General features: G+C 72.7%; 16 protein-coding genes. 6 read left to right on the top strand and 10 right to left on the bottom strand.

Features of this window, described 5'->3' with window-relative positions:
- Nucleotide 1: 1 nt before the first annotated feature.
- Nucleotides 2–967, top strand: coding sequence for a hypothetical protein (locus ACQPXG_RS05845; protein ID WP_433466575.1), 966 nt, complete (start codon nt 2–4; stop codon nt 965–967).
- A gap of 1 nt (nt 968) precedes the next feature.
- Here ACQPXG_RS05845 and ACQPXG_RS05840 read toward each other — a convergent pair whose 3' ends face one another.
- The 9 genes from ACQPXG_RS05840 to glf all read right to left on the bottom strand — a co-directional run bounded on the left by ACQPXG_RS05840 (nt 969) and on the right by glf (nt 16,004).
- Nucleotides 969–3,899, bottom strand: a complete 2,931-nt coding sequence (locus tag ACQPXG_RS05840) for a helicase HerA-like domain-containing protein (RefSeq protein WP_433466574.1) — start codon at nt 3,897–3,899, stop codon at nt 969–971.
- Nucleotides 3,900–4,029: 130 nt separating this feature from the next.
- A complete protein-coding gene (locus ACQPXG_RS05835; protein WP_433469905.1) occupies nt 4,030–6,066 on the bottom strand; it encodes a hypothetical protein in 2,037 nt (678 codons plus the stop codon).
- Nucleotides 6,067–6,309: 243 nt separating this feature from the next.
- Nucleotides 6,310–7,200 (bottom strand): class I SAM-dependent methyltransferase, encoded by an 891-nt coding sequence (locus ACQPXG_RS05830; RefSeq protein WP_433466573.1) that lies wholly within the window; start codon nt 7,198–7,200, stop codon nt 6,310–6,312.
- Nucleotides 7,201–7,227: 27 nt separating this feature from the next.
- Nucleotides 7,228–8,325: a class I SAM-dependent methyltransferase gene (locus ACQPXG_RS05825; RefSeq protein ID WP_433466572.1), complete on the bottom strand. Its 1,098-nt coding sequence runs from the start codon at nt 8,323–8,325 to the stop codon at nt 7,228–7,230.
- The gene (locus tag ACQPXG_RS05820; RefSeq protein WP_433466571.1) at nt 8,312–10,990 is read right to left on the bottom strand and encodes a hypothetical protein; all 2,679 of its coding nucleotides are present in this window, start codon (nt 10,988–10,990) and stop codon (nt 8,312–8,314) included. Before ACQPXG_RS05820 ends, ACQPXG_RS05825 begins: the two co-directional genes overlap by 14 nt.
- 63 nt (nt 10,991–11,053) lie before the next feature.
- Nucleotides 11,054–11,902, bottom strand: a complete 849-nt coding sequence (locus ACQPXG_RS05815; RefSeq protein WP_433466570.1) for an ABC transporter ATP-binding protein — start codon at nt 11,900–11,902, stop codon at nt 11,054–11,056.
- 3 nt (nt 11,903–11,905) lie between these two features.
- The gene (locus ACQPXG_RS05810) at nt 11,906–12,775 is read right to left on the bottom strand and encodes an ABC transporter permease (protein ID WP_433466569.1); all 870 of its coding nucleotides are present in this window, start codon (nt 12,773–12,775) and stop codon (nt 11,906–11,908) included.
- Entirely contained in the window at nt 12,772–14,793 is a 2,022-nt protein-coding gene (locus tag ACQPXG_RS05805; RefSeq protein ID WP_433466568.1) for a glycosyltransferase, read from the bottom strand. Before ACQPXG_RS05805 ends, ACQPXG_RS05810 begins: the two co-directional genes overlap by 4 nt.
- Complete coding sequence (gene glf / locus ACQPXG_RS05800; protein WP_433466567.1) at nt 14,790–16,004, bottom strand: UDP-galactopyranose mutase; 1,215 nt, start codon at nt 16,002–16,004, stop codon at nt 14,790–14,792. The genes ACQPXG_RS05805 and glf overlap by 4 nt, the downstream gene beginning before the upstream one ends.
- Nucleotides 16,005–16,159: 155 nt before the next feature.
- Here glf and ACQPXG_RS05795 point away from each other — a divergent pair, with 155 nt between their 5' ends.
- From ACQPXG_RS05795 to ACQPXG_RS05775, 5 genes are all read left to right on the top strand, one after another.
- Nucleotides 16,160–17,368, top strand: coding sequence for an RNA-guided endonuclease InsQ/TnpB family protein (locus ACQPXG_RS05795; protein WP_433466566.1), 1,209 nt, complete (start codon nt 16,160–16,162; stop codon nt 17,366–17,368).
- A 170-nt stretch (nt 17,369–17,538) separates the two neighbouring features.
- The gene (locus tag ACQPXG_RS05790; protein ID WP_433466565.1) at nt 17,539–18,864 is read left to right on the top strand and encodes a hypothetical protein; all 1,326 of its coding nucleotides are present in this window, start codon (nt 17,539–17,541) and stop codon (nt 18,862–18,864) included.
- An 8-nt stretch (nt 18,865–18,872) separates the two neighbouring features.
- Nucleotides 18,873–20,087 carry a hypothetical protein gene (locus ACQPXG_RS05785; protein WP_433466564.1) on the top strand — a complete coding sequence of 405 codons (1,215 nt, stop codon included), beginning with the start codon at nt 18,873–18,875 and terminating at the stop codon, nt 20,085–20,087.
- Nucleotides 20,084–21,067 (top strand): glycosyltransferase family 2 protein, encoded by a 984-nt coding sequence (locus ACQPXG_RS05780; RefSeq protein ID WP_433466563.1) that lies wholly within the window; start codon nt 20,084–20,086, stop codon nt 21,065–21,067. Before ACQPXG_RS05785 ends, ACQPXG_RS05780 begins: the two co-directional genes overlap by 4 nt.
- On the top strand, nt 21,051–22,601 hold the full coding sequence (locus ACQPXG_RS05775; protein ID WP_433466562.1) for a glycosyltransferase family 39 protein: 1,551 nt from the start codon (nt 21,051–21,053) through the stop codon (nt 22,599–22,601). The genes ACQPXG_RS05780 and ACQPXG_RS05775 overlap by 17 nt, the downstream gene beginning before the upstream one ends.
- Here ACQPXG_RS05775 and ACQPXG_RS05770 read toward each other — a convergent pair.
- A complete protein-coding gene (locus ACQPXG_RS05770) occupies nt 22,583–24,028 on the bottom strand; it encodes a family 43 glycosylhydrolase (RefSeq protein WP_433466561.1) in 1,446 nt (481 codons plus the stop codon). The genes ACQPXG_RS05775 and ACQPXG_RS05770 overlap by 19 nt on opposite strands.
- Nucleotides 24,029–24,135 lie beyond the last annotated feature (107 nt).

The following is a 24,135-nucleotide window of genomic DNA, read 5'->3' as shown; positions in this document are numbered from 1 at the left end:
CATGCGGTGTCCGAACTGCGGAACCGAGACCTCTTCGGCGTCGCCCAGATGCCTGCGCTGCAACGCGCCGCTGCCGCCGTCCGGCGCCGACGACGCGACGGTCCGCGACCCGGAGGACGGCATCCCCGTCCCCCGTGAGCCGATACCGCCGCCGTGGGCCGGGCAGGCCCCCGCCCATTGGGGGGCGCCCCCGGACCACACGACCCCCATGGCGCCGTCCGACGACCGGACGGCGGCCATGCCCTCGGAGGAGCGGACGGCACAGATGCCGCCCTCGGAGGAGCGGACGACTCACATGCCGCCGCCCGAGGAGCGGACCACGCAGCTCTCCCCCGAGCCGTGGTCCGAGCCCTGGTCCGAGCCCGCGATCTGGCAGCCGCCGCCCCCGCCGAAGCGCAGCAATCTCCCGTACTTCCTGGCGGCGGCGGGCGTCGTCCTCCTGATCGGGCTCGCGGCGGGCATCGTGCTCTGGCCGAGCGGCTCGGACACGCCGCCGGCCGCCGCCTCGCCGTCCGCGGGCGAGAGCCAGGGCGTCTCCCCCGCGACCGAGAACACCTCGACCGGCACGAACGGCGATCTCGAAGCGCAGGCCGGTGCGGTGGACAAGCTGCTGGCCGACATGGGGGCGACCCGCTCCGAACTCGGCACGGTCGTCACCGGCGGCTGCCCCGTGGACGGTCTGCAACGCATCCTCGACGCGCGCAAGCACCAGCTGGAGCAGGCCCGAGCCCTCGACGTGAGCGCTCTCCTCAACGGCACCGAGATGAAGGACGCCCTCGTCCGCGCCCTGGAGGCGTCGACCGAGTCGAACCAGCGCTACCTGGACGGCGCCCCCGGCTGCCCGTCCGAGGGCGAGGTCGCCGACGTCAACCAGCGGGCGAGCTCCGCCAAGAACGAGTTCATCGGCTACTGGACCCCCATCGCCGAAAAGGCCGGCCTCCCCGCCCGCGGCGAAAGCGACATCTGAGTCACGCCGGGGGGTTGAGGAAGGGAAGACCCTTGGACGGGTCCTCGAACGGGGTTATGAAGCGGTCGAACCAGCTCAGGACGGGCTCCAGCCATTCGGTCACGCGCATCGTCTCGGCGACATGGTCGATCTGCTCGTCCTCGTCGAAACCGATCGCGACGATCGAGAGGTCCTGGAAGAAGCCGGACTGGTCGTCGTCGCCGTAGAGCGCGGTCACGGCGATGGGGCGGTTGCGTTCCAGTTCCATCGACAGCGGGTGGCGGCGCAGGGCGCGGAGGCGGTGGCCGAGTTTGGCGTCCGGCGGCTGCTTGAGGCCCGGGAGCTGGTAGTCCATTCGCGGTGCGAGGGCGTGCTTGTCGGGGGCGCCGCCGCCGTAGGGGAAGAGGCGGTCGAGCTCGTGCAGCCACTTGACCTGCGGGATCACCCACTGCGGGCCGGGGGCGGTGGCGGGGGCGCCGCCGCCCAGCAGGCGCTGTGCGACCTCGGCGACGGCGGCGGTCAGGTCGGCGGGAAGGTAGGCGTTGCGCAGCGACCGTGACCGCCGGCTCACGGCCCGTTCCAGGACGGTCGCCAGCGCGCATTCGCGGAGCCGGGGGGCGAGCCGCGACCAGGCGCGGCCGAGGTCGGGCGGGACGGCCGGCATCGGGCGGTTCACGACGTGCGCCAGCACGAGCGTGTCGGCCCACAGTCGGAGCCAGGCCCAGTCGGCATGGACCGCGATCAGGTCGGCCTCGCGGAGTTCCCAGAGGGTGCAGGCCCGGCCCGAGCGGCATTCGCAGCCGCAGGCGGCCGAGCGGCGTCCGTCCACGGGCGGCGGCGGGCCCGGCAGCTCGGCTTCGCGGCCCTCGCCCAGCGGGACGCGGACGCGGAGCGGGCGGTCCATGCCGTCGGCGAAGACGGCGGCGACGCCCGGGCGCAGCGACACCACCTCGCGGGACTGGTCGGCGTCCAGGTTCATGGCCGCGCCGACCTGGTGTCGGTCGTCGTACGCCGGCAGCCGGTGGACGACCTTCAGCGCGGTGTTCTTGATGACGTCCGGGACGAGCTTCGTCGGGATCTGCTCGGCGACGATGATGCCCTCGCCGTAGGCGCGGATCTCGGCGAGCATCCCGGCGAACAGCTCGACGGCGTGGGAGCTGCCGCGTTCCGGGCCGCGGTTGCGCAGCAGGCGGTGCGCCTCCTCGATGACGATGACGTGCCGGAGCGCGGAGCCGGCGGCGCGGTCGCGGTTCCGTTCCCGCATCCGCAGGTGCTCGACGATGCGGATGATGAGGGTGCCCATGAGGAACGCCTTGTCCTCGTCGTTCGCGACGTCCTCGATGGCGAGGACGATGTTGTCGCGGAGCATCCCGCCGATGTCGGCCGGGTGGCCGCCCTCGAAGAACCGTCCGGCGGAGCCGATCCGCAGGGAGCGGAGCCGGACGTCGACGAAGCCCTGCACGTCGGCCATCAGCTCACGCCCGTACCCGACGTCCTGGATGACCTGGAGCGCCGCGTTCTGGAGCTGCTCCAGCGTCGGGACGGCGGGCTCGATCAGCGAGCCGGGCACGCCCGCGCCGGTCACGACGTCCCACCCGTTGTTCTCGTAGACGCGCTGGAGCGCCTGGGCCATGATCTGCGGGAACGGCTCCTCGGCGTCGAACGCGGCCTGGAACAGGGCGCGCACCATGTCGATGTGCGCCTGGACGGGGTAGCCGGGTTCGGGCGCGAGCGGGTTCACCGACAGCGGCACCGAGTCCGGGTCGGACGGGTTGACGACCGTGACGGGCCCGCCGAGGTCCTGGATGCGGCCCGCCATCGCCGCGTACTCCGACTTCGCCGGCTCGATCGCCAGCCACGGGACGCCGGCCCGGGTGAGCTGCTCCAGCAGGTGCCGGACGGTCTGCGACTTGCCCGCGCCGGTCGCGCCGGTGACGAACACGTGCCGGTTGATCGTGGAGCGCGGGACGGTGAACCGGCCGACCTCGCGGTCCTGGCCGTCCAGGATGGCGCCCAGCTCGATCTGAGCGTCCCCGGCGCCGGGCGCCGTCTCCGACGTGACGTCGAAGTACCCGGCGTCCAGCACCCGCAGGCCGGGGACCTCGCGGCGCGGCAGCCCGGCGAGCGCGGCCAGCGCCCCGGCCGTCGCGACGAACGGGAACCGCTGCTCGGACTCCACCATCGGGCGGACCGGCGCGGGCGCGGTCCCTGGCGTCAGCATCTCCGCGAACGACCCGCTGCCCTGCCCCGACCTCAGCCGGTACGGGTGGTGGCCGAGCTCCATTGACCCGACCAGCACGGGCGCGATCTGCCCGAGCTCGTCCTGCGACGCGGCCCCGGCCACGACCCGGACCTGCCACAGCCCGGCCTCGCGGAACGCGTCCAGCTCGGCGAGCCGCCGGTCGGCGCGGGCGACGGCGAGCCGGGCGTTCTCGTCCTCGCCGCGCCGCAGCATCCGCAGCTCGTGGTGCAGCTCCCGCATCTCGGTGTCAATCAGCCGCTCGTCGCACGGCTCGGCGACCACGAACCAGCCGAACGGCCGCTCCATCAGCGTGACGAGCGTCGCCTCGAACAGCCCGGGGCCGCCGTCCGCCCCGGCCCCCTGCGGCGCGAGACGGCCGGGGCAGCGCGTCCACGCCATCCGCTCCGCCCGCCGCAGCCACCCGTCCCCGACCGGGACGCCGCGCGCGCCGCTCGGGAACAGCAGCCCGTGCGTCTCCGCGTCGGGCTCCGGCGTCCCGATCGGCCCGGCGTTGGTGATCAGCTCCAGCGGGGCGCCGCCCCCCGCCGACAACCAGCCGACGACGAACGGCCTGCCCAGCCGCGCGGCCGAGAGCGCGGCGGGCAGCACGCTGACGAAGTCCCACTCGGCGGACGCGTCCCGCTGCGGAGCCGGAATCGCCTGAATCCGGTACCAGGGCCCCGGCAGCACGAACGGCTCCGCGGCGCGCATGGCGGGCGGCGGCCCTCCCGGGGGTGGGCCCGGCGCCCTTCGGTAGGGCGGCATCCCGGGCGGCGGCGATCCAGGGGGCGGGGTCACGTCAGCATCCTTCCGCGCCCCCGGCCCGCACGCCAATGCCCCGTCAGGAAGCGGACGGGGGGTCGGCCTTGTGCCTGCCGTTGGGCTTCAGTGGCGGGACGATCCGGGCCGGGCGCGACCCGGCGCCGCGCGGCAGTGCGTGGCGGGCGCGCGGAACCCGGGGCGCGGGCATCTCCTGCGGCGCCTCGGGTGGCTCCGGCGTCTCGTCGTCCGCCTGTTCCGGGGCCCGCTGCTGTTCGCGGAGGTACTCCTCGAACTCCATCGAGTGCGCGGTCGGCAGCGTGATGATGCCGGGGTTGGCGTCCACGAGCAGGGTGCGGCGGCCCGTCGCGCCCGAATGGGTGAAGACCATCGCGGTCGGCGGCAGCTCCTGCAGTTGCGGCGGCTCGACGAGCAGTTCCCGGAACCGCTGCTTGTCGGGACGGCGGCGGTCGGCGACCGTCCGGCCCCACGCGGTCGCCGAGCTGATGCCCTCCACCAGGACGGAGTCGTCGGCGGCGGGCGCGGGCAGCGGCGACCAGACCGGGTCGGTGAGGCCGTCGCCGCGCGGCCGCGCGAACGCGACCGTGCTGGCGTAGCTCTCCCCCGCCACGTCGAACAGCGTCTCCCCGGCCGCGTCGGTGATCTCGGCGACGAGCAGCGGCTGCCCGGCGCCGATGTGCTCGGCGGCGACCCGCGCGTCCTCGGGGTTGCCGAGCCGCATGAACCCGACGGCGGCGTGCCCGCGCCGGCCGAGCCGCTCCCGCACGTGGCCGGGGATCGACCGGTACATCAGGACGAGCCCGGTCCCGGTGGCCTCGCAGGCGTCGATGAGCCGGTCCAGGACGTCGCCGCGCAGCTTCTCGGCGCCGCAGAGGAAAAGTGTGTGATCCCAGCGGCCGCCGGGCGGGGCCTCGCGGATGCGGTGCGTGAGCGCGGTCGTCACGTACGTGCCGAGGATGCGGTTGGTGAGGACGCCGGCCCGCCGGTCCATCGACACGACGTGCAGCCGGGACGGCGGCAGCCGCACCGGCTCGGTGGCGAGCTTCTCCAGCTTGCGGAGCTGCGCCTCAAGCGCCCACGCGCGGCGGACGACGATCCGGTCGGTCGCGTCCCGTCCGAACAGCGTCGCGATGCGTTCGAGCTGCTCGTCGTTGAGGAGGCCCTTCCGCAGGTCGTCGCGCGGGTCGCCGACCTGGGCGAGGACGCGCAGCGCCGCCGTGATGCGCGGGATCGTCGTGTCCGGGCCGAGCACCTCGATGAGCCGTTCCAGGATCGAGTTGTCGAACGACAGGTCGCGGGTGCCGCCCTCCTCCTCGCCCGCGCTGACGACGAGCGACAGCACGTCGGCGAGCGCCTCGGGGTTCAGGCCGCGGGTGACGTCCAGGCGCGGGAGGTCGGCCGGCAGCACCCAGACGAGCGGGTCGTCGCCGCGGTCGGCCGCGAGCCGGAGCAGGTCGTGCGCGACCGCGCCCTCGGACAGGTCGATGACGGTCAGCCGGGCGCCGACGGCGAGCCGGGCGGCGCCCATGGTGGTCACCGCCGCGGACCACCCGGCGAGCGTCCCGCCGACGACGTCCACCCGGTCGACCCCGGGCGGGACGGCGACCGGGTACCACTCGCGCTGGCTCTCGTACGCCGAATGGCGGCGCTCCCACTCGGCCCGTTCCTTCGCGTACGCCTTCTCGGCCGCCTCGCGCTTGCGTTCCCGGGCGGCCCGCTCGCGCTGCTCCGCGTCCCGCTCCTGCGCGAGCCTTTCCCGGACGCTCTTCTCGTCCCGCCACAGCCCGCCGCCGGTGATGGCGAGGACGACCGCGCACGCGAGCAGCGCCACCCCGGCGAACGCCCACGGGATGATCCCGGCGATGCCGCACAGCAGGAACAGGCCGACGAACACGAGCGCCCCGCCGAACGCGATCCGCAGCGGCCGGCCGGCCATGTCCTCGCCGGGGCGCCGCGCGGGGGGCGGCAGCGGGGCCCGTTCGGGCTCCTCAGGCCGGCTCGGGGGCGGCCCCGGATCGGGGTGCACCTGCGCGTAGCGCCAGCCCACATGGACGCGGTCGGCCTGTGTGAGCCGCGCCGTCGCGGACCCGCTCGCCATGTCCGTCACGTCGAGAGACCCCTGGGAGTCGCGGGAATGTAGGGAACGCCTGGGGGTTGCCTGTTCGGTTGCTTACGGTCGGTTTGCTACATGCACAGGGTAAAGAGCTTCCCGCGTTCCCGCGCCGCGTTCAATGGAACAGCACCCCGAGCACCCGACTTCTCCCGTCAATTCGGTCACCAGGTCAGCCCGTAGGAAAGATCGGACACCCCACGTCCGCGGGCTGTCCGCATCCGGCCACCATCAGGCAGCGGGGGCCGCCTTCACCGGCATGAAGGTCTCCAGCTCCATCGTCGGGTGCGGGTACTTCCACTCGACCCCGTCGAACGGGACGTACATCCCCTCGGGCGTGTCGGCCAGGAAGTAGTTGCCGTTCCACTGGTTGGGGTTCGTCACCGGCGAGCCCTGGGGGTACCGCGAGCCGAGGGCCTCGTACTTCACGCCGACGCCGAACATGGCGTAGACGGCGGCGTCCACGAAGTTGAAGTACGAGATGTCGCCGCGCAGGTGGGTGTCCTGGAGCGCGACGCCGTGGATCCGGTCGCGGGCGAAGTAGAGCGAGCTCAGGTCCTTGACGACCTGGTTGAAGTCGTGCGCCCCGTCGTGGTGGATCAGCGCGCGCGTCCCCTGCTCGGCGCGCAGCACGTTCGCCACGTAGGTCGGCAGGTCCCCGTGGAACATGCGGACCCGCGTCATGGCGCCCGGGAAGATGCGGCGCACCCGTTCGCGTGCGAACCGGAGGAACACCGGGTTGACGTCGACGAGGTCGAGTTCGAGTCCCATCGGCTCGACGCAGCCGGCGAGGACCGCGGCGGAGCCGCCCATGAAGACGCCGACGTCGACGAGCCGGGTCAGCGCCCCCCGCTCGCGCTCGACGCAACCGAAGACGTCGTAGTAGTGCTGCGCGCTGCACTGGTCCTCGTAGGCGAGGTTCACGTCCTGGGACCGGGACGCGATCCGGTCGAAGACCGTGTTGCGTCCCTTGAAGACGGTGAGGTCGGCGTGGTGCCCGCTGAGGATGGGGATGCCGAGCCGCTCGTGCAGGTTCTCGGCGTCCTCCAGGGCCGGGTCAGGTTCGAGGAACGTCCCCCACGTGGCCTCGTGCATCGCCACGGTCGCGACGTAGTCCGTCATTGTCGGCTCCCTCTGCTGGAGATGTGGTCATCGCGGCCGGCCGGGCGTCCTGCGCAGCCGGGCGGAGAGCGCCCGCCCGAGATGCGACACCGCCTCGCCCAGTTCGGGCTCCCCGGCGGGAGGCGCGACGCTCTGACCCGGTTTCTCTGCCGGCTCCTGCGGTTCCCGGCGCCTGGCCGCGAGCTCGGTCCTGGACCGGTCGAGCTCGGACCGCAGGCGGGCGATCTCCCGCTGCTGGGCGGCGACGGTCTCGGTCAGGCGGTTCGTGTCGTCCGTGCGCGCCTCCGCCTCGTACTGCAACTGCAGGATGCGGGTGTAGGAGGCGATGCGGTTGTTCTCCATCGCCGCGAGCAGGCGCGAGGACGTGAAGGGCCGCAGCGCCTCGAAGATCTCGTCCGCCCCGGGCGCGCCCGCCCTGGCCAGCACGCCGAACCCGAACACGGCCGGGACGATCCGGAACCTCCAGTCGCCTGCCTCGTCCAGCGCGTCCTCGACGGCCGTGAGCACGCCGTTGCGCGGGCCCCCCGCGTGCTCGGCCACCGTGAACGCGCCGCCGCCGACGAAGCCCGCGGGGGTGAGGTCGTCGTGCCACACCGTGGGGCCGTCCGCCGTGGCCGGGTGCAGGTCCTCCGGTTCCAAGGGCGACGGCTGGTAGTAGAAGTCGCGGCGCCCGCACGGCCACAGCACGTCGTGCAGGACGACCACCGCGTCCGGCGCGTTCGCCATGATCCAGGCGAGCTCATCGCGGACCACCGCGTAGTTGTGGTCGCCGTCCAGGACGTAGAGGTCCGCCACCGGGAGTCCGGGGAGCACCGCCGGGGACAGGCCCTCCACGAGGTTCAGCCGCGGGTCCTCGGCGAGGACGGCGCGCAGGTCGTCGGCGGGCGCGGGCTCGACGCAGTGCACGGTCGCGCCCAGATCGGCGTACAGCGAGCTGACCTGCCCCGACTCCACGCCGATCTCGACCACCGTGGCGATCTCCCGGCAGCCGGAGATCGCCTCGAACAGTTCCCGGAACACCGACATCGAGTGCAGCAGCAGCGGCTGTTCGCGGGCGGCGCGGGCCTGCTCGTGCGGGTCGCCGGGAGACCCCGCGGCGGCCGCCCCGAAGTCACGTCGTGTCACCGAGCTTCCTCCTGGCCACTCGTCCCGCACCGGCGGCGACGCCCTTGACGCCGGCCGCCCGGTACTCCTCGCGGAGCCGGTCGGTGAGCCGCGCGGCCCGGGCGGACCGCTCCGCCTTACGGTCGACCGGCATCCGCGGCGCCATGCCGGTCATCGACTGCGGCAGCATCGCGAACGCGATCGTGATCTGTCCCGACGACACCGCCGGCACCCCGGCGCGGCGGGCGAGCGGGAGCCACACCGCCGCGTAGAAGGTGTCGAACTCCATCAGGTTCCCGCCGAGGTAGCGGCAGTCGGCGTAGTGGAGGCCGACGAAGTCCTCGGGCTTGTCCCAGCGCAGCACCCGCTCGCGCTGCCGCCCGCCGGCGATGACCTTGGCCTCGATCCAGTCGACCCGCACGATCGCGGGACGGCCGGGGATCGCGAGCGAGATGTCGACCGTGTCGTGGTGCTCGAACGACAGCCGGGAGAACGACAGCCCGTTGTGGTTGATCCGGACGCGGCGGCGGATGGGCTCGTGCCACCGGTCGTCCGCCGTCCGGTACCGCAGCCGCGTCTCGTACTTCTCCCCGGACGGGTCGAACGCCGCCGCGTCGATGGCCCCGTCCGCGACGGCCCGCGCCATGGCGCCGAGCCCGGTGTCGGACGCGGCGAGCAGCCCGGGCCAGAACGAGTCGCGCATGTTCAGGTCGTCGAGGTCGCCCGGCGACAGGTAGGGGACGGCGGGTTTGAGGTCGCCGGGCAGCAGCGTCGTGACCAGGGACGAACCGAAGTTGTCCTCATGGGTCCAGTTGCCGAAGACGGCGGCCTCGTCGGCGGTGGGCGACTCCAGCGCGGCCACCAGGATCCGGGCCAGCCGGTCCCGCGCCGCGCGCGGGCGGGCGAGGTCCGGCCACGCCCCGCCGGAGGCGGCGACGTATCTGTTCCACATCCGCTGGAACGCCAGGACGCCGTCCTGCACGGTCCGGCGCTCGGCGTTCTGGGACGGCGAGTCGGCCGTCTGGCCGAGGACCGGCGCGCCCTCCTCGGTGTAGCCGATCAGTGATCCGCACAGCGCGTTGACGCACTGCTCCACGATCTCGGGGCTGCGCGTGACGGTCGCCGCGACGTGCGCCGGGTGCCCGGCCTGCGCCAGATAGCCCTCGGCGCGCAGCCCGGCCATGTAGACCCGCTCGGCCCGGTTGTCGGTGGCCAGGTACAACCCGGCCGGCCTGACGTCGATGCGGGCGATCTCCAGGGCGCGCGCGAGCTGGCGCTGGATCGTCCCGCCCCAGCCGAGGTCGACAAGGGTCAGCTCGCCCGCGGCGAGCGCCTCGTCGTCCAGCGCGCCCGCGTCCCGCAGCGACTTGATCATGCGTTCGCGGGCGGCGGTCACGGTCACCGCGAGCCGGTTGCACAGGTGCGGCGTCTCGGTCAGCGCCCGGGCGACCCGGTCGGCGATGTCGCCGTTGTCGATGACGGTGTCCAGCTCCGTCGCGAGGCCCGGCACGTCGCCGGGCTGCAGTTCCAGGACGGACAGGGCCTGCCGGACGGTCAGCCGGTAACCGGTGCGGACGAAGGCGTGCACCGCGGCCGTGTCGTGCGGGTCGAGCCCGGCGAGCGAGGTCACGAAACGGGACAGCCACACGGGGGCGGCGTGGACGTCCCAGCCGCGCGCCGCGGCGGCCTCGTTGATCAGCCGGGAGAGCAGCTCGCCCTCGCGCATCGAGCACCAGAGCCGGCGGGTACCGGCCTCGTGCGCCTTCCACGCCGCCCACTCCGCGAAGCCGGTCAGCACCGGGCCGAGGACGCCCGCCCCGTACCGCCACGCGACGTCGAGCGCCGAGGTGGTGAACGGGACGCCCGAGTGGACGGCCTTGGCGCGCAGGCTGGTGAGGCCGAAGTCGCCGTGCCGGTCGTCCAGGTCGGGCGCGTGGTCGCCGAACGGCTGGACGGGCTCCTTCTCCCGCTTCAGGACGTCCAGGTAGTCGTCGTCGAGCCTGCGGTAGTGCACCGTGCGGATGCCCAGCTTGCCGGGGACCTCGTGGTCGGCGACCTCGTGATCGCCGATGTGCACGATCTGCTCCGGGCTGCGGCCGAGATCGCGCAGCACGATCTCCCAGAGGCCGGACGCCTTGGCGGTGCCGTGCTGGTTCGACCGGAAGATCCGGACGCCCTCCATCGGGCCCAGCTCCGGCCGGTCGAGGAGCCGGGCGAGCTGGTCGTCGGTGAAGTAGGTGTCGGAGACCAGGACGACCTGGATGTCCTGCTTACGTGCGGCCTTCACGATCTCGGCGACGTCCAGGTCCACGACGGTCAGTTCGCGCTCCAGCAGGAGCTCGGCCTCGACCAGCTTCTCCAGGGGCGCGGCGCCGAAGACGCCGTCCGGCATGGCGCGCCAGACGTCGAACAGCGAGACCTCGGTGCCGAGGGCGTCGCGGCCGCGGCGGGCTGTGTCCTCGGCGGCGATCCGCATCCGGCGGAGCGTCGCGTCGGTCACCCACTGCGGGCTGAGCCCCGAGTCCCGCATCCGGGACGCGAGCAGCGCGAACGCGTCGGCGGGCCGCGGTACCCGGCGCCAGAGCACGGTGTCGAAGATGTCCAGGGACAGGACGGTGCACGCCTTGTCGGCGATGATTCGGTGGACGTTGTCGAGCAACGGACCGCCGGATACCTGCTTGGTCAACGCCGCACCTCTCCCCTGGTCCTGCACGCGCTCCCGGCGGCCCCGGCCGCGGTCCGGGACACCTTATCCACCGAAAGCTCCCGATCCACCGAAATCTCCCGGTGCGGCCCCCATGCGGACGCTTGCATCGGTGGCGGCTTCGCGGGCGGCGGCGCGGCGGGCGGCGCGGTCCTCGCGCACCAGCCGGCCGGCCTCCTCGGTCGGCCCATCGAAGATCACCCGGCCCTGCCGCATGGTGACGCCGCGGTCGCAGAGCCCGACGAGCATCTTGATGTCATGCGCGACGATGACCATGGTGCGTCCCTCGCCGCGCAGCTCGCGGATGCGCGCCAGGCACTTCTCCCGGAACGGCGGGTCACCGACGGCCAGCACCTCGTCGATCAGGAACACGTCCGGTTCGGTGTGCGCGGCGATCGAGAAGGCCAGCCGCATGAACATGCCGGACGAGTAGAACTTCACCTGGTCGTCCAGGAACCGCTCGACCCCGGAGAACTCGACGATCGCGTCGAACTTCCGGGTGATCTCGGCCTGCGACATGCCGAGGATCGCGCCGTTGAGGAAGACGTTCTCCCGGCCGGTCAGCTCGGGGTGCAGGCCGGCGCCGACGTCGATCAGCCCGGCGATCCGGCCGCGGACGAGGACCGACCCGGCGTCCGGGCGCATCACCCCGGAGATGAGCTTGAGCAGGGTGCTCTTGCCGGAGCCGTTGAGCCCCATCAGCCCCACGGTCTCGCCCTGGCTGATGGTGAGGCTCACCTCGTCCAGCGCCCGGAACCGGTCGGACAGGCTCTGCCCTCGGAACGTGCGGACGCTCATCTCCTTGATCGAGTGCGCGTGCCGCAGCGTGAAGTTCTTCGTGACGCGGTCGATCACGATCGAGGGGGTGGACGGTGCCGACGGTACGGAGGTCAACGGTCACAGCTCCTGGGCGAAGCGCGTCTGCATGCGGGAGAACGCCGCGTGGCCGGCGACGAACACGAGCACGCTCACCGCAAGGGAGACGGCGGCGTGGGCGTACAGGTGGGGCGGGAATGCGAAGTCGCCGCGGGTGCCGGAGAACCAGAAGGCCCGCTGGAACAGCGAGACCGCGCTGACGAGCGGGTTGGCGAGGTAGACGTCCAGCACCCAGCCGGGCGCGTGCGTCTGGACGTGGGTCCACGGATAGATCATCGGCACCGACCAGGTGATGACGATCATCGAGATGTCCACGACCTGCTCCAGGTCGCGGAAGAAGACGTTCACGGCCGAGCACAGCAGCCCGAGACCGAACCCGAAGACGAGCACGATCGCGAAGCCGAACGCGGCCGCGCCGAGTTCGGCCGGCGACGGGCGCCACCCGGCGGCGACGGCCCCGCCCGAAAGGATCATGAGCCCGGGCAGGAAGTGCACCAGCGAGACGAGCACCGAGGCCGCCGGGAACAGCTCGCGCGGCAGGAACACCTTCCGGACGAGCGGCGCGTTCCCCGTCACCGACCGGGTCGCCGAGTGCAGCGTCTCGGTGAACAGGTTGATCAGGACCATGCCGGAGAACAGGTAGACCGGGAAGTCCTCGACCCGGTCGTCCATGCCGAGGAAGATCCCGATGACGTAGAAGTAGACGGCGAAGTGCACCGCCGGCCGCACATAGGACCAGCCGAGACCCAGCAGCGAGCCCTTGTAGCGCGCCCTGAGCTCACGGCGGACCAGCAGCCGCAGCAGGTACTTCTCCCGCAGCGTCTGCCGCAGGCCGCCGGCGCCTCCCGGCGCCCGCAGCCCCTCGTCCGCGCGGATCGGCGTGACGGTCATTCCGTCTCTTCCCCCGCCGCCTCGAACGTCGCGCGCCACGCCTCGGGGGAAGAGATCTCCGCCATGGCGGCCCGGTAGCGGCGGCTCAGCTCCGGCCATTCACGGCTCAGCCTCGCGTGCAGCAGCGACGTGCGCCTGAGCAGCGTCCGGAAACGCTCCGGGTCGCGCTGGTACCAGGCGACCTTGGTGCCGTCGGCCGAGGAGACGAGCGCGCTGTCGACCTGCGACAGCAGGCTCCAATGCCGGTCGATGTGCGGGACGACCACCTGCGGGTTCCCCTCCGAGCCGGAGTCCACCGGCCGGAGCTGCCTGAGGGTGCCGAGCATCGCGCTCGTCAGCACGTTCACCTTGCCCTTCGGCGGCTTGAACCCGCGCCCGCGCTTGGGCGGCTTGTTCCTGCGGACCTGCGGGAACTCCTCGTGGCTGGTGCGGTTCTGCGCGTCCGGGAACGCGGCGCGGAACGCCAGGATGTCCGGGAGCTTGGTGGAGATCCCCGCGTGCATGTGCTCGGGGCCGCTCAGCACGTCCTCGATCGCCGACAGCATCAGCTCGGCGGTGGAGTACTGCATGGCGAGAGCGTGCTTCACCGAGATGATGTAGCTCTCCTTGACCAGGTTGCCGCCCCGCTCGTACGGCGAGTGCATCAGCGCGGTGACCAGGCGGTTGCGCTCGTGGAAGTACGCCTGCCAGTCGATGCCGTCGTCCTTGTCCTGCCAGGGGACGTGCCAGGCGGCCATGCCGGGCAGCGACACGGTCGGGAAGCCCGCCTCGCCCGCGCGGACGCAGTACTCGGCGTCGTCCCACTTGATGAACATCGGCATCGACAGCCCGACCTTGCGGACGACGTCGGTGGGGATGAGACACATCCACCAGCCGTTGTAATCGACGTCCACGCGCCGGTGTAGCCACTTCGTCTTGCGGAGGCTGCCCGAGCTCGTCTTCGCGCGCGGGTTCGGGTCGGGCGGCAGGGCGAAGTCGTGCTCGCGCTTGGTGTGCGGGGCCTCCTCCCACCACCAGCGGTACCGGCCGATGGTCTCGCCGTAGGCGTGCAGCTGCGAGCGGACGAACAGGTTGAACATGTGCCCGCCCACGATCGTCGGCGTGCGGGCGAAGTCCCCGAACGCGACGGCGCGCAGCACGCCCTCGGTCTCGGTGACCACATCGTCGTCGAGGAGAAGGACGTAGTCGCTCGTCCCGGCCTTGAGGGTCTCGTCCATGGCCCGGGAGAACCCACCGGATCCGCCGAGGTTGCCCTGCTCGATGACGCGCAGCTTCGGGCCGAGCGCCGCCGCGGCGCGCTCGTAGTTCGCGTCGTCCCGGACGCGGTCGCTGCCCTGGTCGACCACGTAGACCGCGTCCACCACGTCAAGGACCTCCGGGGCGCCGCCGAGCGCGAGGAGCTGGTCGACGCAGAAGCCGGGACGGTCGAACGTGGTGATGCCGAGGCTGACCCGCCCCTGCCGGACGGGCCCGGACGCGCTCATGCCCGCGCACCAGTCGGCACGCTCCAGGACGGCGTTGCCCTCCCCGGCGAGGATGTCCATCCAGTACCAGCCGCCGTCGATGAACGGGCGCAGGGGCAGCCGGAACGTCTCCTCGCGGGAGGTCCCGGAGTCGATCCGGACGGAGTCGACGCGCTGGATGTGTCCCTTCGCGCTGGACCGGTAGACGATCACGGTGCCCTCGCCGCGCATCCGGACCCGGAGGACGACCTCCTCCACCGACGTCCAGCGCCGCCAGTAGCTGGCGGGGAAGGCGTTGAAGTAGGTGGCGAACGAGACCCGGCGCCCCACCGGCACGACCACGCTGCGGCGGCCCACGTCCTCCGCCAGGCCCGTGACGATGCCGTCCTCCGCGGCGGCCTCGGCGGCGACCGCCTCGGCGCCCCGGGCGATCTCGCCCTCGACGTACAGCTTGAGGACGTCGAGGTCGCGGTCCACCGGCATCACGACGCGCTGCAGGACCCGCAGGCCCGTGGCGTCGCCGGACTCGCCGGACGTCTCGGCATGCTCGGTCACTCGTCCACACCTCCACGTAGCCCGGGCCGGGGCGACGACCCCCGAGGTCCTCCGGGTCTGTTACTAAGACGCGAGCCCTCGCTGAAATGGGGACGCAGCCTGTTGTCGACCATGCTGAGCGCGCTCGCGATGGCCATGTGCATGTCGAGGTACTTGTAGGTGCCGAGCCGCCCGCCGAACAGCACGCCGTCCTCGCGCCCCGCCAGCTCGCGGTAGGCGAGCAGGCGGGCCCGGTCGGCGGCGGTGTTGACCGGGTAGTACGGCTCGTCGCCGCGCGCCGCGGCACGGGAGTACTCCCGCATGATCACCGTCCGGTCGGCGGGGTACTCGGCACGCTCCGGGTGGAAGTGGCGGAACTCGTGGATCCGGGTGTACGGGACGTCCTCGTCGGCGTAGTTCATGACCGGTGTGCCCTGGAAGTCGCCCGTCGGCACGACCTCGGTCTCGAAGTCCAGCGTCCGCCAGCCCAGCTCGCCCTCGGCGTGGCCGAAGTAGCGGTCCAGGGGGCCGGTGTAGACGACGGGCACGTTGCCGACCACGTCGTCCCGCAGGTCGAAGAAGTCGGTGTTCAGCCGGACCTCGATGCCCGGATGGTCGGCCATCCGCTCCAGCCAGGCGGTGTAGCCGTCGACCGGGAGCCCCTCGTAGGTGTCGCTGAAGTACCGGTTGTCGAAGGTGTACCGCACCGGCAGCCGCGTGATGATCTCCGCGGGCAGGTCGCGCGGGTCGGTCTGCCACTGCTTGGCCGTGTACCCGCGGATGAACGCCTCGTACAGGGGGCGGCCGATCAGCGAGATCGCCTGCTCCTCCAGGTTGGCCGGGTCCGTCACCTCGGCGGCCTGCCCGGCGATCAGCGCCCGCGCCTCGTCCGGGGTGAAGGCCCGGCCGAAGTACTCGCAGATCGTGCCGAGGTTGATCGGCATCGAGTAGACCCGGCCCTTGTACGTGGAGTACACGCGGTGCCGGTAGCCGGTGAAGGCCGTGAACCGGTTCGCGTACTCCCACACCCGCTCGTTGGAGGTGTGGAAGAGGTGCGCGCCGTAGCGGTGCACCTCGATGCCCGTCTCCGGTTCCAGCTCGCTGTAGGCGTTCCCGCCGATGTGGTCGCGGCGGTCGAGCATGAGCACGCGCAGGCCGAGCGCGGCGGCGCATCGTTCGGCGACCGTGAGCCCGAAGAACCCCGAACCGGCCACCACGAGATCAACGTTCACCTAGTTCTCCGAAGGGTGCCTCGGCCTTCAGGCTGGTGAGGAATGCTGACTCCACAAGCGGCCCGGCGCAGCCGGGATCCTCCTGCGTCGAAGTTTGCTGGCACACGATCCGCGTCCTCCGTACACGCACGGTTGCGTTCTGTAACGTGCTGGTCATGCGGACGGCGTACAAGTGCCGGGCCTACCCGGACTCCGAGCAGGCGGCCATCTTCGGCCGCACGTTCGGCTGCGTGCGCCTGGTCTGGAACAAGACCCTCGCCGAGCGGCACCGCGCCTACCACGTCGAAAGCAGGCGCATCTCCTACAAGGAGACCGACGCCGCGCTGACCGCGTGGAAGAAGACAGAAGAGCTGGCGTTCTTGTCGGAGGTGTCCAGCGTTCCGCTGCAGCAGGCGCTGCGGCACCAGCACGCCGCGTTCGCCAACTTCTTCGCCGGACGCGCCCGCTACCCGCGCTTTAAAACCCGCAACTCCCGCCAGTCCGCGCACTACACCCGCTCGGCGTACCGCATGCGCGAAGGCGAGCTGTGGATGGCCAAGACCACGGCACCCCTGGCCTTCGCGTGGTCCTTCGAGGACATGGACCTGGCCACGCTGAACCCGACGACGGTGGTGGTCTCGCGGGAGCCGGACGGCCGCTGGTATGTGACCTTCGCCGTCGACACCGACACCGACACCCCCGAGCCCATACCGGCCGCCGGGCACGCCATCGGCATCGACCTGGGGGTGAAGGACTTCGCGGTGACCTCTGACGGGGAACGCATCCCCAACCCCCGCCACCTGGAGAAGAAGCAGCGCAACCTGGCCCGGTACCAGCGGCGAATGGCCCGCAAGCAGCCCGGTTCGGTCAACCGCCGCAAGGCCAAGACCAAGGCCGCCCGCGCCTGCCGCAAGGTCCGCAACGCCCGCTCCGATTTCCTGCACCGCACCAGCACCGGCATCGTCCGCCAAGCGGACGTGATCGTGGTCGAGGACCTCGCGGTCGCCAACATGGTCCGCAACCGTAGCCTGGCCAAGGCGATCTCCGATTGCGGGTGGGGCGAGTTCCGGCGCCAGTTGGAGTACAAGGCCGAACGCGCCGGACGCACTCTGATCGTGATCGACCGCTGGTACCCCTCGTCCAAGACCTGCTCGCACTGCGGGCACCTGCTCGCGAAGCTCAGCCTTTCTACCCGGGCATGGACGTGCCCGGGCTGCCGCACCCGGCACGACAGGGACGTCAACGCGGCCAAGAACATCCTTGCGGCTGGTCGAGCCGTAGCCGGGGGCATCCCCGGCGAGGTCTGTGGAGCTGATGTCAGACGGCAAGGGTCCTCCCTTCCGCAGTCGGCCGTGAAGCAGAAACACCCACGGCGCGAGCCGTAGGAATCCCCTCCCTTCAGGGAGGGGAGGAAGTCAAAGAGCGGTGTCCATCCCGTCTCGTGCGGGGAGCGAAGGACCTGGCCGCGCGCGGGCACCGCCGATCCATATGTACGGAATGCGGCTAAGATACCCGGGGTTCGATCGGTACCGGCGCAGGAATCCCAAGGATCGCGGTGGCCCCACCCACTCCCGGCAGTGCGGCACAGAGTGCGCGCCCCGCCGTCTTCCTGCATGTCGGGGCGGCCAAGAGCGGCACGACGTTCCTCCAGCACGCGCTGTGGCACAACCGGCACCGGCTGCGCGAGCACGGCGTCCTCTACCCGGGCAGCGATCTCGCCGCCCATGTCCGCGCCGCCTTCGACCTGCGCCGGACGTTCTTCCGGGAGGCGTCCGACCCGGCCACCCGGGGGGCGTGGCGGGACCTGGTCGCCGAGGCCCGCGACTGGCCCGGAACCGTCATCATCTCCCAGGAGCTGTTCGCGCCCGCCAGGCCCAAATGGATCCGCCAGGCCATGGCGGATCTCGATTTCGCCGATGTTCACGTGATCTTCACCGTGCGCGACCTCGGCCGGCAGATCCCGGCGCACTGGCAGGAGGACGTCAAGAACCGGTTCACGACCCCGTTCGGCGAGTTCGTGACGGCCCTGCGGCGGCAGGACTGGCGTGCCTACGAGAGCGCGCGCCTGTTCTGGGGGCTGCAGGACCCGGTCGGGGTGCTCGGCCGCTGGGGCGCGCACCTGCCGCCGGAACGCGTCCACGTCGTCACGCTGCCCCCGCCCGGGGCGCCCCGCGACCTGCTGTGGAAGCGGTTCTGCAAGGCCACCGGCCTCGTCCCGGACGCCTACGACCTGTCCCGGACGTTCGGCAACCCGTCGCTCGGCCTGTCCGAGACGCAGTTCCTGCTGCGCCTCAACGAGGCGCTCGGCGGCCGCCTCGGCTGGCACGTCTACAACGAGGACGTCAAGCTCTTCCTCGCCCAGCACGTACTGGCCGGGCGTCCTCATCCGGTCAAGATCGAACTGCCTCGCGAGCACGTCCGGTGGGCGACCGAGCGGGCCATCGAGACGGCCGAGGCGCTGCGCGCCGCCGGATACGACGTGGTGGGCGACCTGTACGACTTGATGCCGGCGCCCGCCTCCGGCCCCGCCCTCGGACGCGCGGTCGCGCCCTCCCCCGACGAGCCGCGCTGGGCGGAGATGGCCGACGTCGGCGTCGATGCCATCGCGGCTCTGCTGCGGCGCGTCCAAGAGAGGCGGGAACGCGGCGACGCGGTCCCGGGCGCGGAGATCCCCGTCCGGGACCAGATCGACATGCTGCGGGCGGGCTCCGCCGATCTGCTGGACACGACCGGCCGGCTGGTCCAGGACGCCGCGCCGCTCGTGGAACGGGCCAAGCGCAACGCGAAGGAACGCTATCCGGCGGCCGGGCGCCTGCGCGGCGCCTACCGCAGGATCCAGGGCCGGCCGGGACGGCCCGACGCCGACACGAGAACGAGGTGAGCGCCCGCATGGGGGACCGCGGAAAGTCCGTCTACCTGCACGTGGGAGCGCCCGCCGCCGAGGCGGCCTTCCTGCACCGCGCGCTGTGGCTCAACCGGCGGCGCCTGGGCGACGCCGGGGTCTGCTACCCGATCGCCGGTCCGCAGGAGCACTTCGCGGCCGTGATGGACCTCCGGGAGATGAGCTGGGGCGGCCACCGGGACCCCAGCTGGGACGGCGCCTGGGACCGGATGGCGCGCCGCGCCCGCGACTGGGACGGCCCCACCGTCGTCTTCTCCCAGGCCCTGCTCGGCGGTGCGACCGAGCAGCAGGTGCGGCGGGCGGTGAAGGCGCTGGAACCGGCCGAGGTGCACGTGGTCTACGCCACCCTCGACCTCGGCTGGCAGCTGATCCTCGACTGGCAGGAGCAGATCCGGCACGCGCACACCATCACCTTCGAGCGCTTCGTCGACGATCTCGTCGCGCGCGGCATCGACGCGCCCGAGCCGTACGGGGAGATGTTCTGGGGCCTGCACGATCCTGTCCGGGTGCTGGGGACGTGGGAGCGGGCGGTGCCGAAGGAGCGCGTCCACGTCCTCACTCTGCCGGCGCCCGGTGTGGGGGGGCGCCCCCCCACAGGAAACTCGCCCGGCGTGCTGTGGGAGCGGTTCCGGACGCTGATCGGCGTCGACGACGGGGTCTGCGATCTCGGCGGCATCGCCGGGGACGAGCCCATGCCGGCGATCGAGGCGGAGCTGCTGCGCCGGCTGAACGAGCGGATCGGCCCGGCGCTCGGCGGCGACTACGAGCGCATGGTCCACGAGCACCTCGTGGGGCAGGGCCTCACCAGCGGGACCGCCGACACCGGACGTACCCGGATGGGCCTGCCCGCGCGGCACGCCGAGTGGGCCGCGGAGCGGACCCGCGAGCTCGCCGGCTCGCTGCGCGCCTCGGGCTACGACGTGGCCGGCGACCTGGACGAGCTGACGACCTCCCGGGCCCCGGAGGCCGCCATGCTGCCCGGCGACGTCCCCGAAGAGCTGGTCGCGACCGCGTCCGTCGGAGTGGTGGCGCACCTGCTGGAGGAGCTGGCGCTGGCCCACGAGCGCGTCGGCCTCGCCCACCTGAACAGCGAGATGGAGGGCGTCCGCGAGAACCTGGAGCGGCTCATGGACGCCGCCGCGTCTCCGTCGCCGGCGCTGCAACGCGCCGCCCGGCGCGCCACGGGCAGGCGGAACGCGTGAAGCGGGGCCCGAAGACCCGCGGCGGCCCGTCCGTCACCGCGGTCGTCGTCACCTACAACCGGCGGGACCTCCTGGACGAGTCGCTGACCGCGCTCGGCGCCCAGACGCGCGTCCCGGACCGGATCATCGTCGTGGACAACGCGTCCGCCGACGGGACCGCCGCGATGGTCGCCGAACGGTTCCCTGACGTGGACCTGCTCGTCCTGTCCCGCAACATCGGCGGGGCGGGCGGCTTCAGCGCCGGAATGGCCCGGGCGCTCGGCAGCGGCACCGCGCTGCTGTGGCTGCTGGACGACGACACGGTCCCCGAACCCGGGGCCCTGGAGGCGCTGCTGTCCGCCCGCGAGAAGGCCGCGACCGGGGAGGACGGGCCGCCCGCGCTCCTGGCCAGCCGGGTCGTGTGGACGGACGGCCGGGACCATCCGATGAACACGCCGCGCCCGAAGCCCCGGGCGACGGTCGCCGAGGCGCGGATCGCCCGCGCGGCGGGCTGCGTGCCGATCCGGTCCGCGTCCTTCGTGTCCGTGCTGGTGGACGCGGCGGCGGTGCGGGAGCGCGGGCTGCCGGTCGCCGACTACTTCCTGTGGAACGACGACTTCGAGTTCACGACCCGGCTGCTGCGGGGCCGCCGCGGGCTGCTCTGCCCGGCGAGCATCGTGGTGCACAAGACCAAGGAGTTCGGCGGGGCGGACGCCGACCCGGGCGACCGGTTCTTCTACGAGGTGCGCAACAAGATCTGGCTGTTCACCGGCAGCCCCGGGCTCGCGCCGCCGGAGCGCGCCCTGTACGCCGGTTCCACGGTGCGCCGCTGGGCCCGCACCTTCGCGGGGTCCTCCGACCGGGCGGTGCTGCGCCGCGCACTGGTCCGCGGAGTCAAGGACGGGCTGTTCACCCGGCCGAGACCGACCGCGGCGGTACTGCGGGAGACCGGGGTCACATCGCCCTCGGGCAGCGGCGGCTCCGATGGTCGAGACGACTAGCCGCCCCCGGGACGACACGGCCCGTCCGGCACGGTGGCTCGCCGGGCCGGCGCTGCCGCTCGCCCCGGCCGCGCTGACGCTCGCCGTCTGCCTCGTCGGCATCGGCACGCCGTCACTGTGGCTCGACGAGGCCGCCACGATCAGCATGACCACGCGGTCGTACGGCGACATGCTGGCCGTCTTCCCGCATCTCGACCTCGTCCACGCCCTCTACTACATGATCATGAAGCCGTGGGTGGCGGCGTTCGGGACGAGCGAGCTCTCCTTACGGTTGCCGAGCGCGCTCGCCATGGCGGCGGCGGGCGCGGGCGTCGCGGTCATCGGCCGGCGCTGCCTCGGGACGTCCGCCGGGCTCCTGGCCGGGCTGGCGTGGGCCGCGAACCCCCAGACCAGCCGGTGGGCGCAGGAGGCGCGCTCCTACGCCCTGACGGCCGCGGTCGCGGTCCTCGCGACGTACCTGCTCATCCGCGCCGTGGACCGTGAAGAGCGGCACCCTTGGCGCTGGTTCGCCGGCTACGTCCCGGCGGTCGCCGCGCTGGGGTTCCTGCATCTGGACGGGGCCCTGCTGGTGGCGGCGCACGGTGTCACCTTGCTGCTGACGCGCCCCAAGGCCGGGACGTGGGTGCGCTGGCTGGTCTCGACGGCGGCGGCGACGGCCCCACTCGTCGTCCTGGCGGTCGCGGCGCAGGATCAGAAACGCCAGGTGAAATGGCTCCCCCGGCCGTCGTGGGACGTCGCCTGGACGCAGGTGCAGTTCCTCACCGGGGCCACCGCGCTCGTCGCGCCCGTGGTGATACTCGCCCTGATCGGCATCGTCGCGGGCGTCATGAAACGCTCGCGTGAGCCCGGCGAGGCCAGCTTCCGGGTAGCGCCCTCCCTGCCCGCCGTCGCGCTGCCGTGGGCCGTGCTACCGACCGTGCTGCTCCTCGCCGCCAGCGTGCACGAACCGATCTTCTACTACCGGTACACGACCTTCTGCCTGCCCGCCGTGGCGCTGCTCGCCGGCGCGGGACTCGCCGCGATCTTCACTGCCCCGCCCCGCCCCGCCGTGCGGACCGCGCTGACGGCGGTCGCGGTCGTGGCGCTCGTCGCCCCGTCCGTCCACGACCAGGTGTACATCCGGCGGCAGGACAGCCGTCCGGAGAACATGCACAAGGTCGCGGACGTCATCCGCGCGCACGCCCGGCCGGGCGACGCCGTCGTCTACCTCGCAGGGGCCGTGCGGTGGAGTGCGGCCACCTACCCGGACGTCTTCGGGCGGCTCCGCGACGTCGGCATGGAGGTGGACCCGGTGACCGACGCCAACCTCAAGGGCCGCGACGTGCCCCCGCGAGACCTGCCGCCGAGGCTCGCCGGCGCGGACCGGGTGTGGGTGATGAACCACCGGTCGCTCAACCCGCACGGCCCGGTCATCGAGCGGCGGGAACTGGCGGTGCAGGCCGCCGGGCCCTGGCGGCAGGCCGGAGTCTGGACGTACCGGGGCGGCTGGCTCGCCCTGTTCGAGCGGACGGGCCCCTACCGCAGTTCCAGGTAGTCGAGCTGCCCCTGCCCGCCCAGGCGGCGCAGGCCGACCGTGTTCCAGCCCGCGGCGAGGTCCACCGTCACCGTGACGGACGCCCAGCCGGCGACCTCCGTGGCGTCCAGCCGCAGGGACGTCGCCGCATAGCCGTTCACCGACACCTCCAGGTCCGAGGCACGCCCCGACCGGTTGGCGTACCGCGCCAAGACCGGGTACCGCCCGGCGGAGGGCGCGAACACGGGCACGTCCACCCGGCAGCCGTCGCGGGCGAACGGGCCGATCGCCCTGCCGCCGGACGCGCCCCGCCGGCCGAACGCCGGGACGCAGCCGTTCAGCCGCGCCCGCTCCGCCTCGTAGCGGACGGGGACGCCCCGGACGACCGGCCGCGCGCCGTCCCAGCCGAGGCGGGCGGCGTACATGCCGCGGGTCACCTTCGAGCCGCCGTGATGGTCGAGGATGCCGTGGAAGAACAGGTAGTCGCCGGTCTCGTCGGCGAACACGTCCGCGCTGCCCGGCCCCTCGATCCGCCTGCCGTACATGCCGGTCGACTGGACCGGGCCGCCCTTCCGGTACGGGCCCTCGATCGAGGACGCCACCGCGTAGCGGGTCTGGTAGTTCGACGTGAAGTACCAGCCCGCCGAGTACAGCAGGACGTACTTCCCGCCCCGCCGGACGAGGTCCGGCGCCTCGACGAGAACGGGTTCGCCGGCGGCGCGCGTCATGATCCGCTTCGCGGGCCCGGCCAGGCCGAGCCCGTCCGGGGTCAGCCTGACCAGGTAGATCGCCGCCGTCTTCCGGGCGTCGCTCTTGTACAGCAGGTAGCGGGTGCCGTCCGGCTCGATGAAGGACGCCGGGTCGATCGCGCCGCCGAGGTTCAGCGGGCAGACCAGCGGCGCGCCCTCCCGCGGGACGAACGGTCCGGCGGGCGAGGACGCGGTCGCCACCCCGATGCACTGCTCGTCGCCGCCCTTCCGGCGAGCGGAGAAGTACAGCACGTACGGGCCGCTTCCGCGTGGCGGGACGACCTCGGGCGCCCATGTCCAGCCGCCGGACGCCCACGCGGGGAGCCGGGCCAGGCCGTCGCCCGGCGACACCGTCCACGGCCCGGTCGGCGACGGAGCCGTCGCGACCGGCAGCTTCGTGTCCGCGCTGTTGGTGCCGTACGCGAAGTACGTCCCCCCGACCTTGATCACGGCCGGGTCGGCGAAGGCCCCGTCGATCACCGGCTTGACGGGCGAGTACCCGGCCGGGTCGAGCGCCGCCGGCGCCCCCGCCGGGCTCGGCAGCGGCGCACCCGGCATCCTGCCGGCGCCGGGCCGCGGCGCGGGCCGGCCGGAGACGGCGAGCCCGACGACCAATGCGACCAGAGCACTGATCGCGACCCCCGCGACCAGCGGCATCAGCGTTTCGAGCACCCGCAGGCCCCGGTTCGTCCTCCTCATGGCACCCGCATCATGTCAACAACCCAGGCAGAACGGCCAACCTCCCCGGCTACGCGGAGCGGCGTCCAGATCGTTACGCTTGCCCGGCGATGGCATCACGGAGGGGA

Source organism: Spirillospora sp. CA-128828 (assembly GCF_050945415.1).
Lineage (GTDB): Bacteria > Actinomycetota > Actinomycetes > Streptosporangiales > Streptosporangiaceae > Spirillospora.
This window is presented reverse-complemented; position numbering and strand designations above follow the sequence as displayed.

Bases quoted from the DNA above. Each gene is read 5' to 3' on its own strand.
- ACQPXG_RS05845 (WP_433466575.1), top strand. From the start codon at position 2: ATGCGGTGTCCGAACTGCGGAACCGAGACCTCTTCGGCGTCGCCCAGA.
- ACQPXG_RS05840 (WP_433466574.1), bottom strand. From the start codon at position 3,899: ATGCGCGCCGCGGAGCCGTTCGTGCTGCCGGGGCCCTGGTACCGGATT.
- ACQPXG_RS05835 (WP_433469905.1), bottom strand. From the start codon at position 6,066: ATGGCGAGCGGGTCCGCGACGGCGCGGCTCACACAGGCCGACCGCGTC.
- ACQPXG_RS05830 (WP_433466573.1), bottom strand. From the start codon at position 7,200: ATGACGGACTACGTCGCGACCGTGGCGATGCACGAGGCCACGTGGGGG.
- ACQPXG_RS05810 (WP_433466569.1), bottom strand. From the start codon at position 12,775: ATGACCGTCACGCCGATCCGCGCGGACGAGGGGCTGCGGGCGCCGGGA.
- ACQPXG_RS05795 (WP_433466566.1), top strand. From the start codon at position 16,160: ATGCGGACGGCGTACAAGTGCCGGGCCTACCCGGACTCCGAGCAGGCG.
- ACQPXG_RS05785 (WP_433466564.1), top strand. From the start codon at position 18,873: ATGGGGGACCGCGGAAAGTCCGTCTACCTGCACGTGGGAGCGCCCGCC.
- ACQPXG_RS05775 (WP_433466562.1), top strand. From the start codon at position 21,051: ATGGTCGAGACGACTAGCCGCCCCCGGGACGACACGGCCCGTCCGGCA.
- ACQPXG_RS05770 (WP_433466561.1), bottom strand. From the start codon at position 24,028: ATGAGGAGGACGAACCGGGGCCTGCGGGTGCTCGAAACGCTGATGCCG.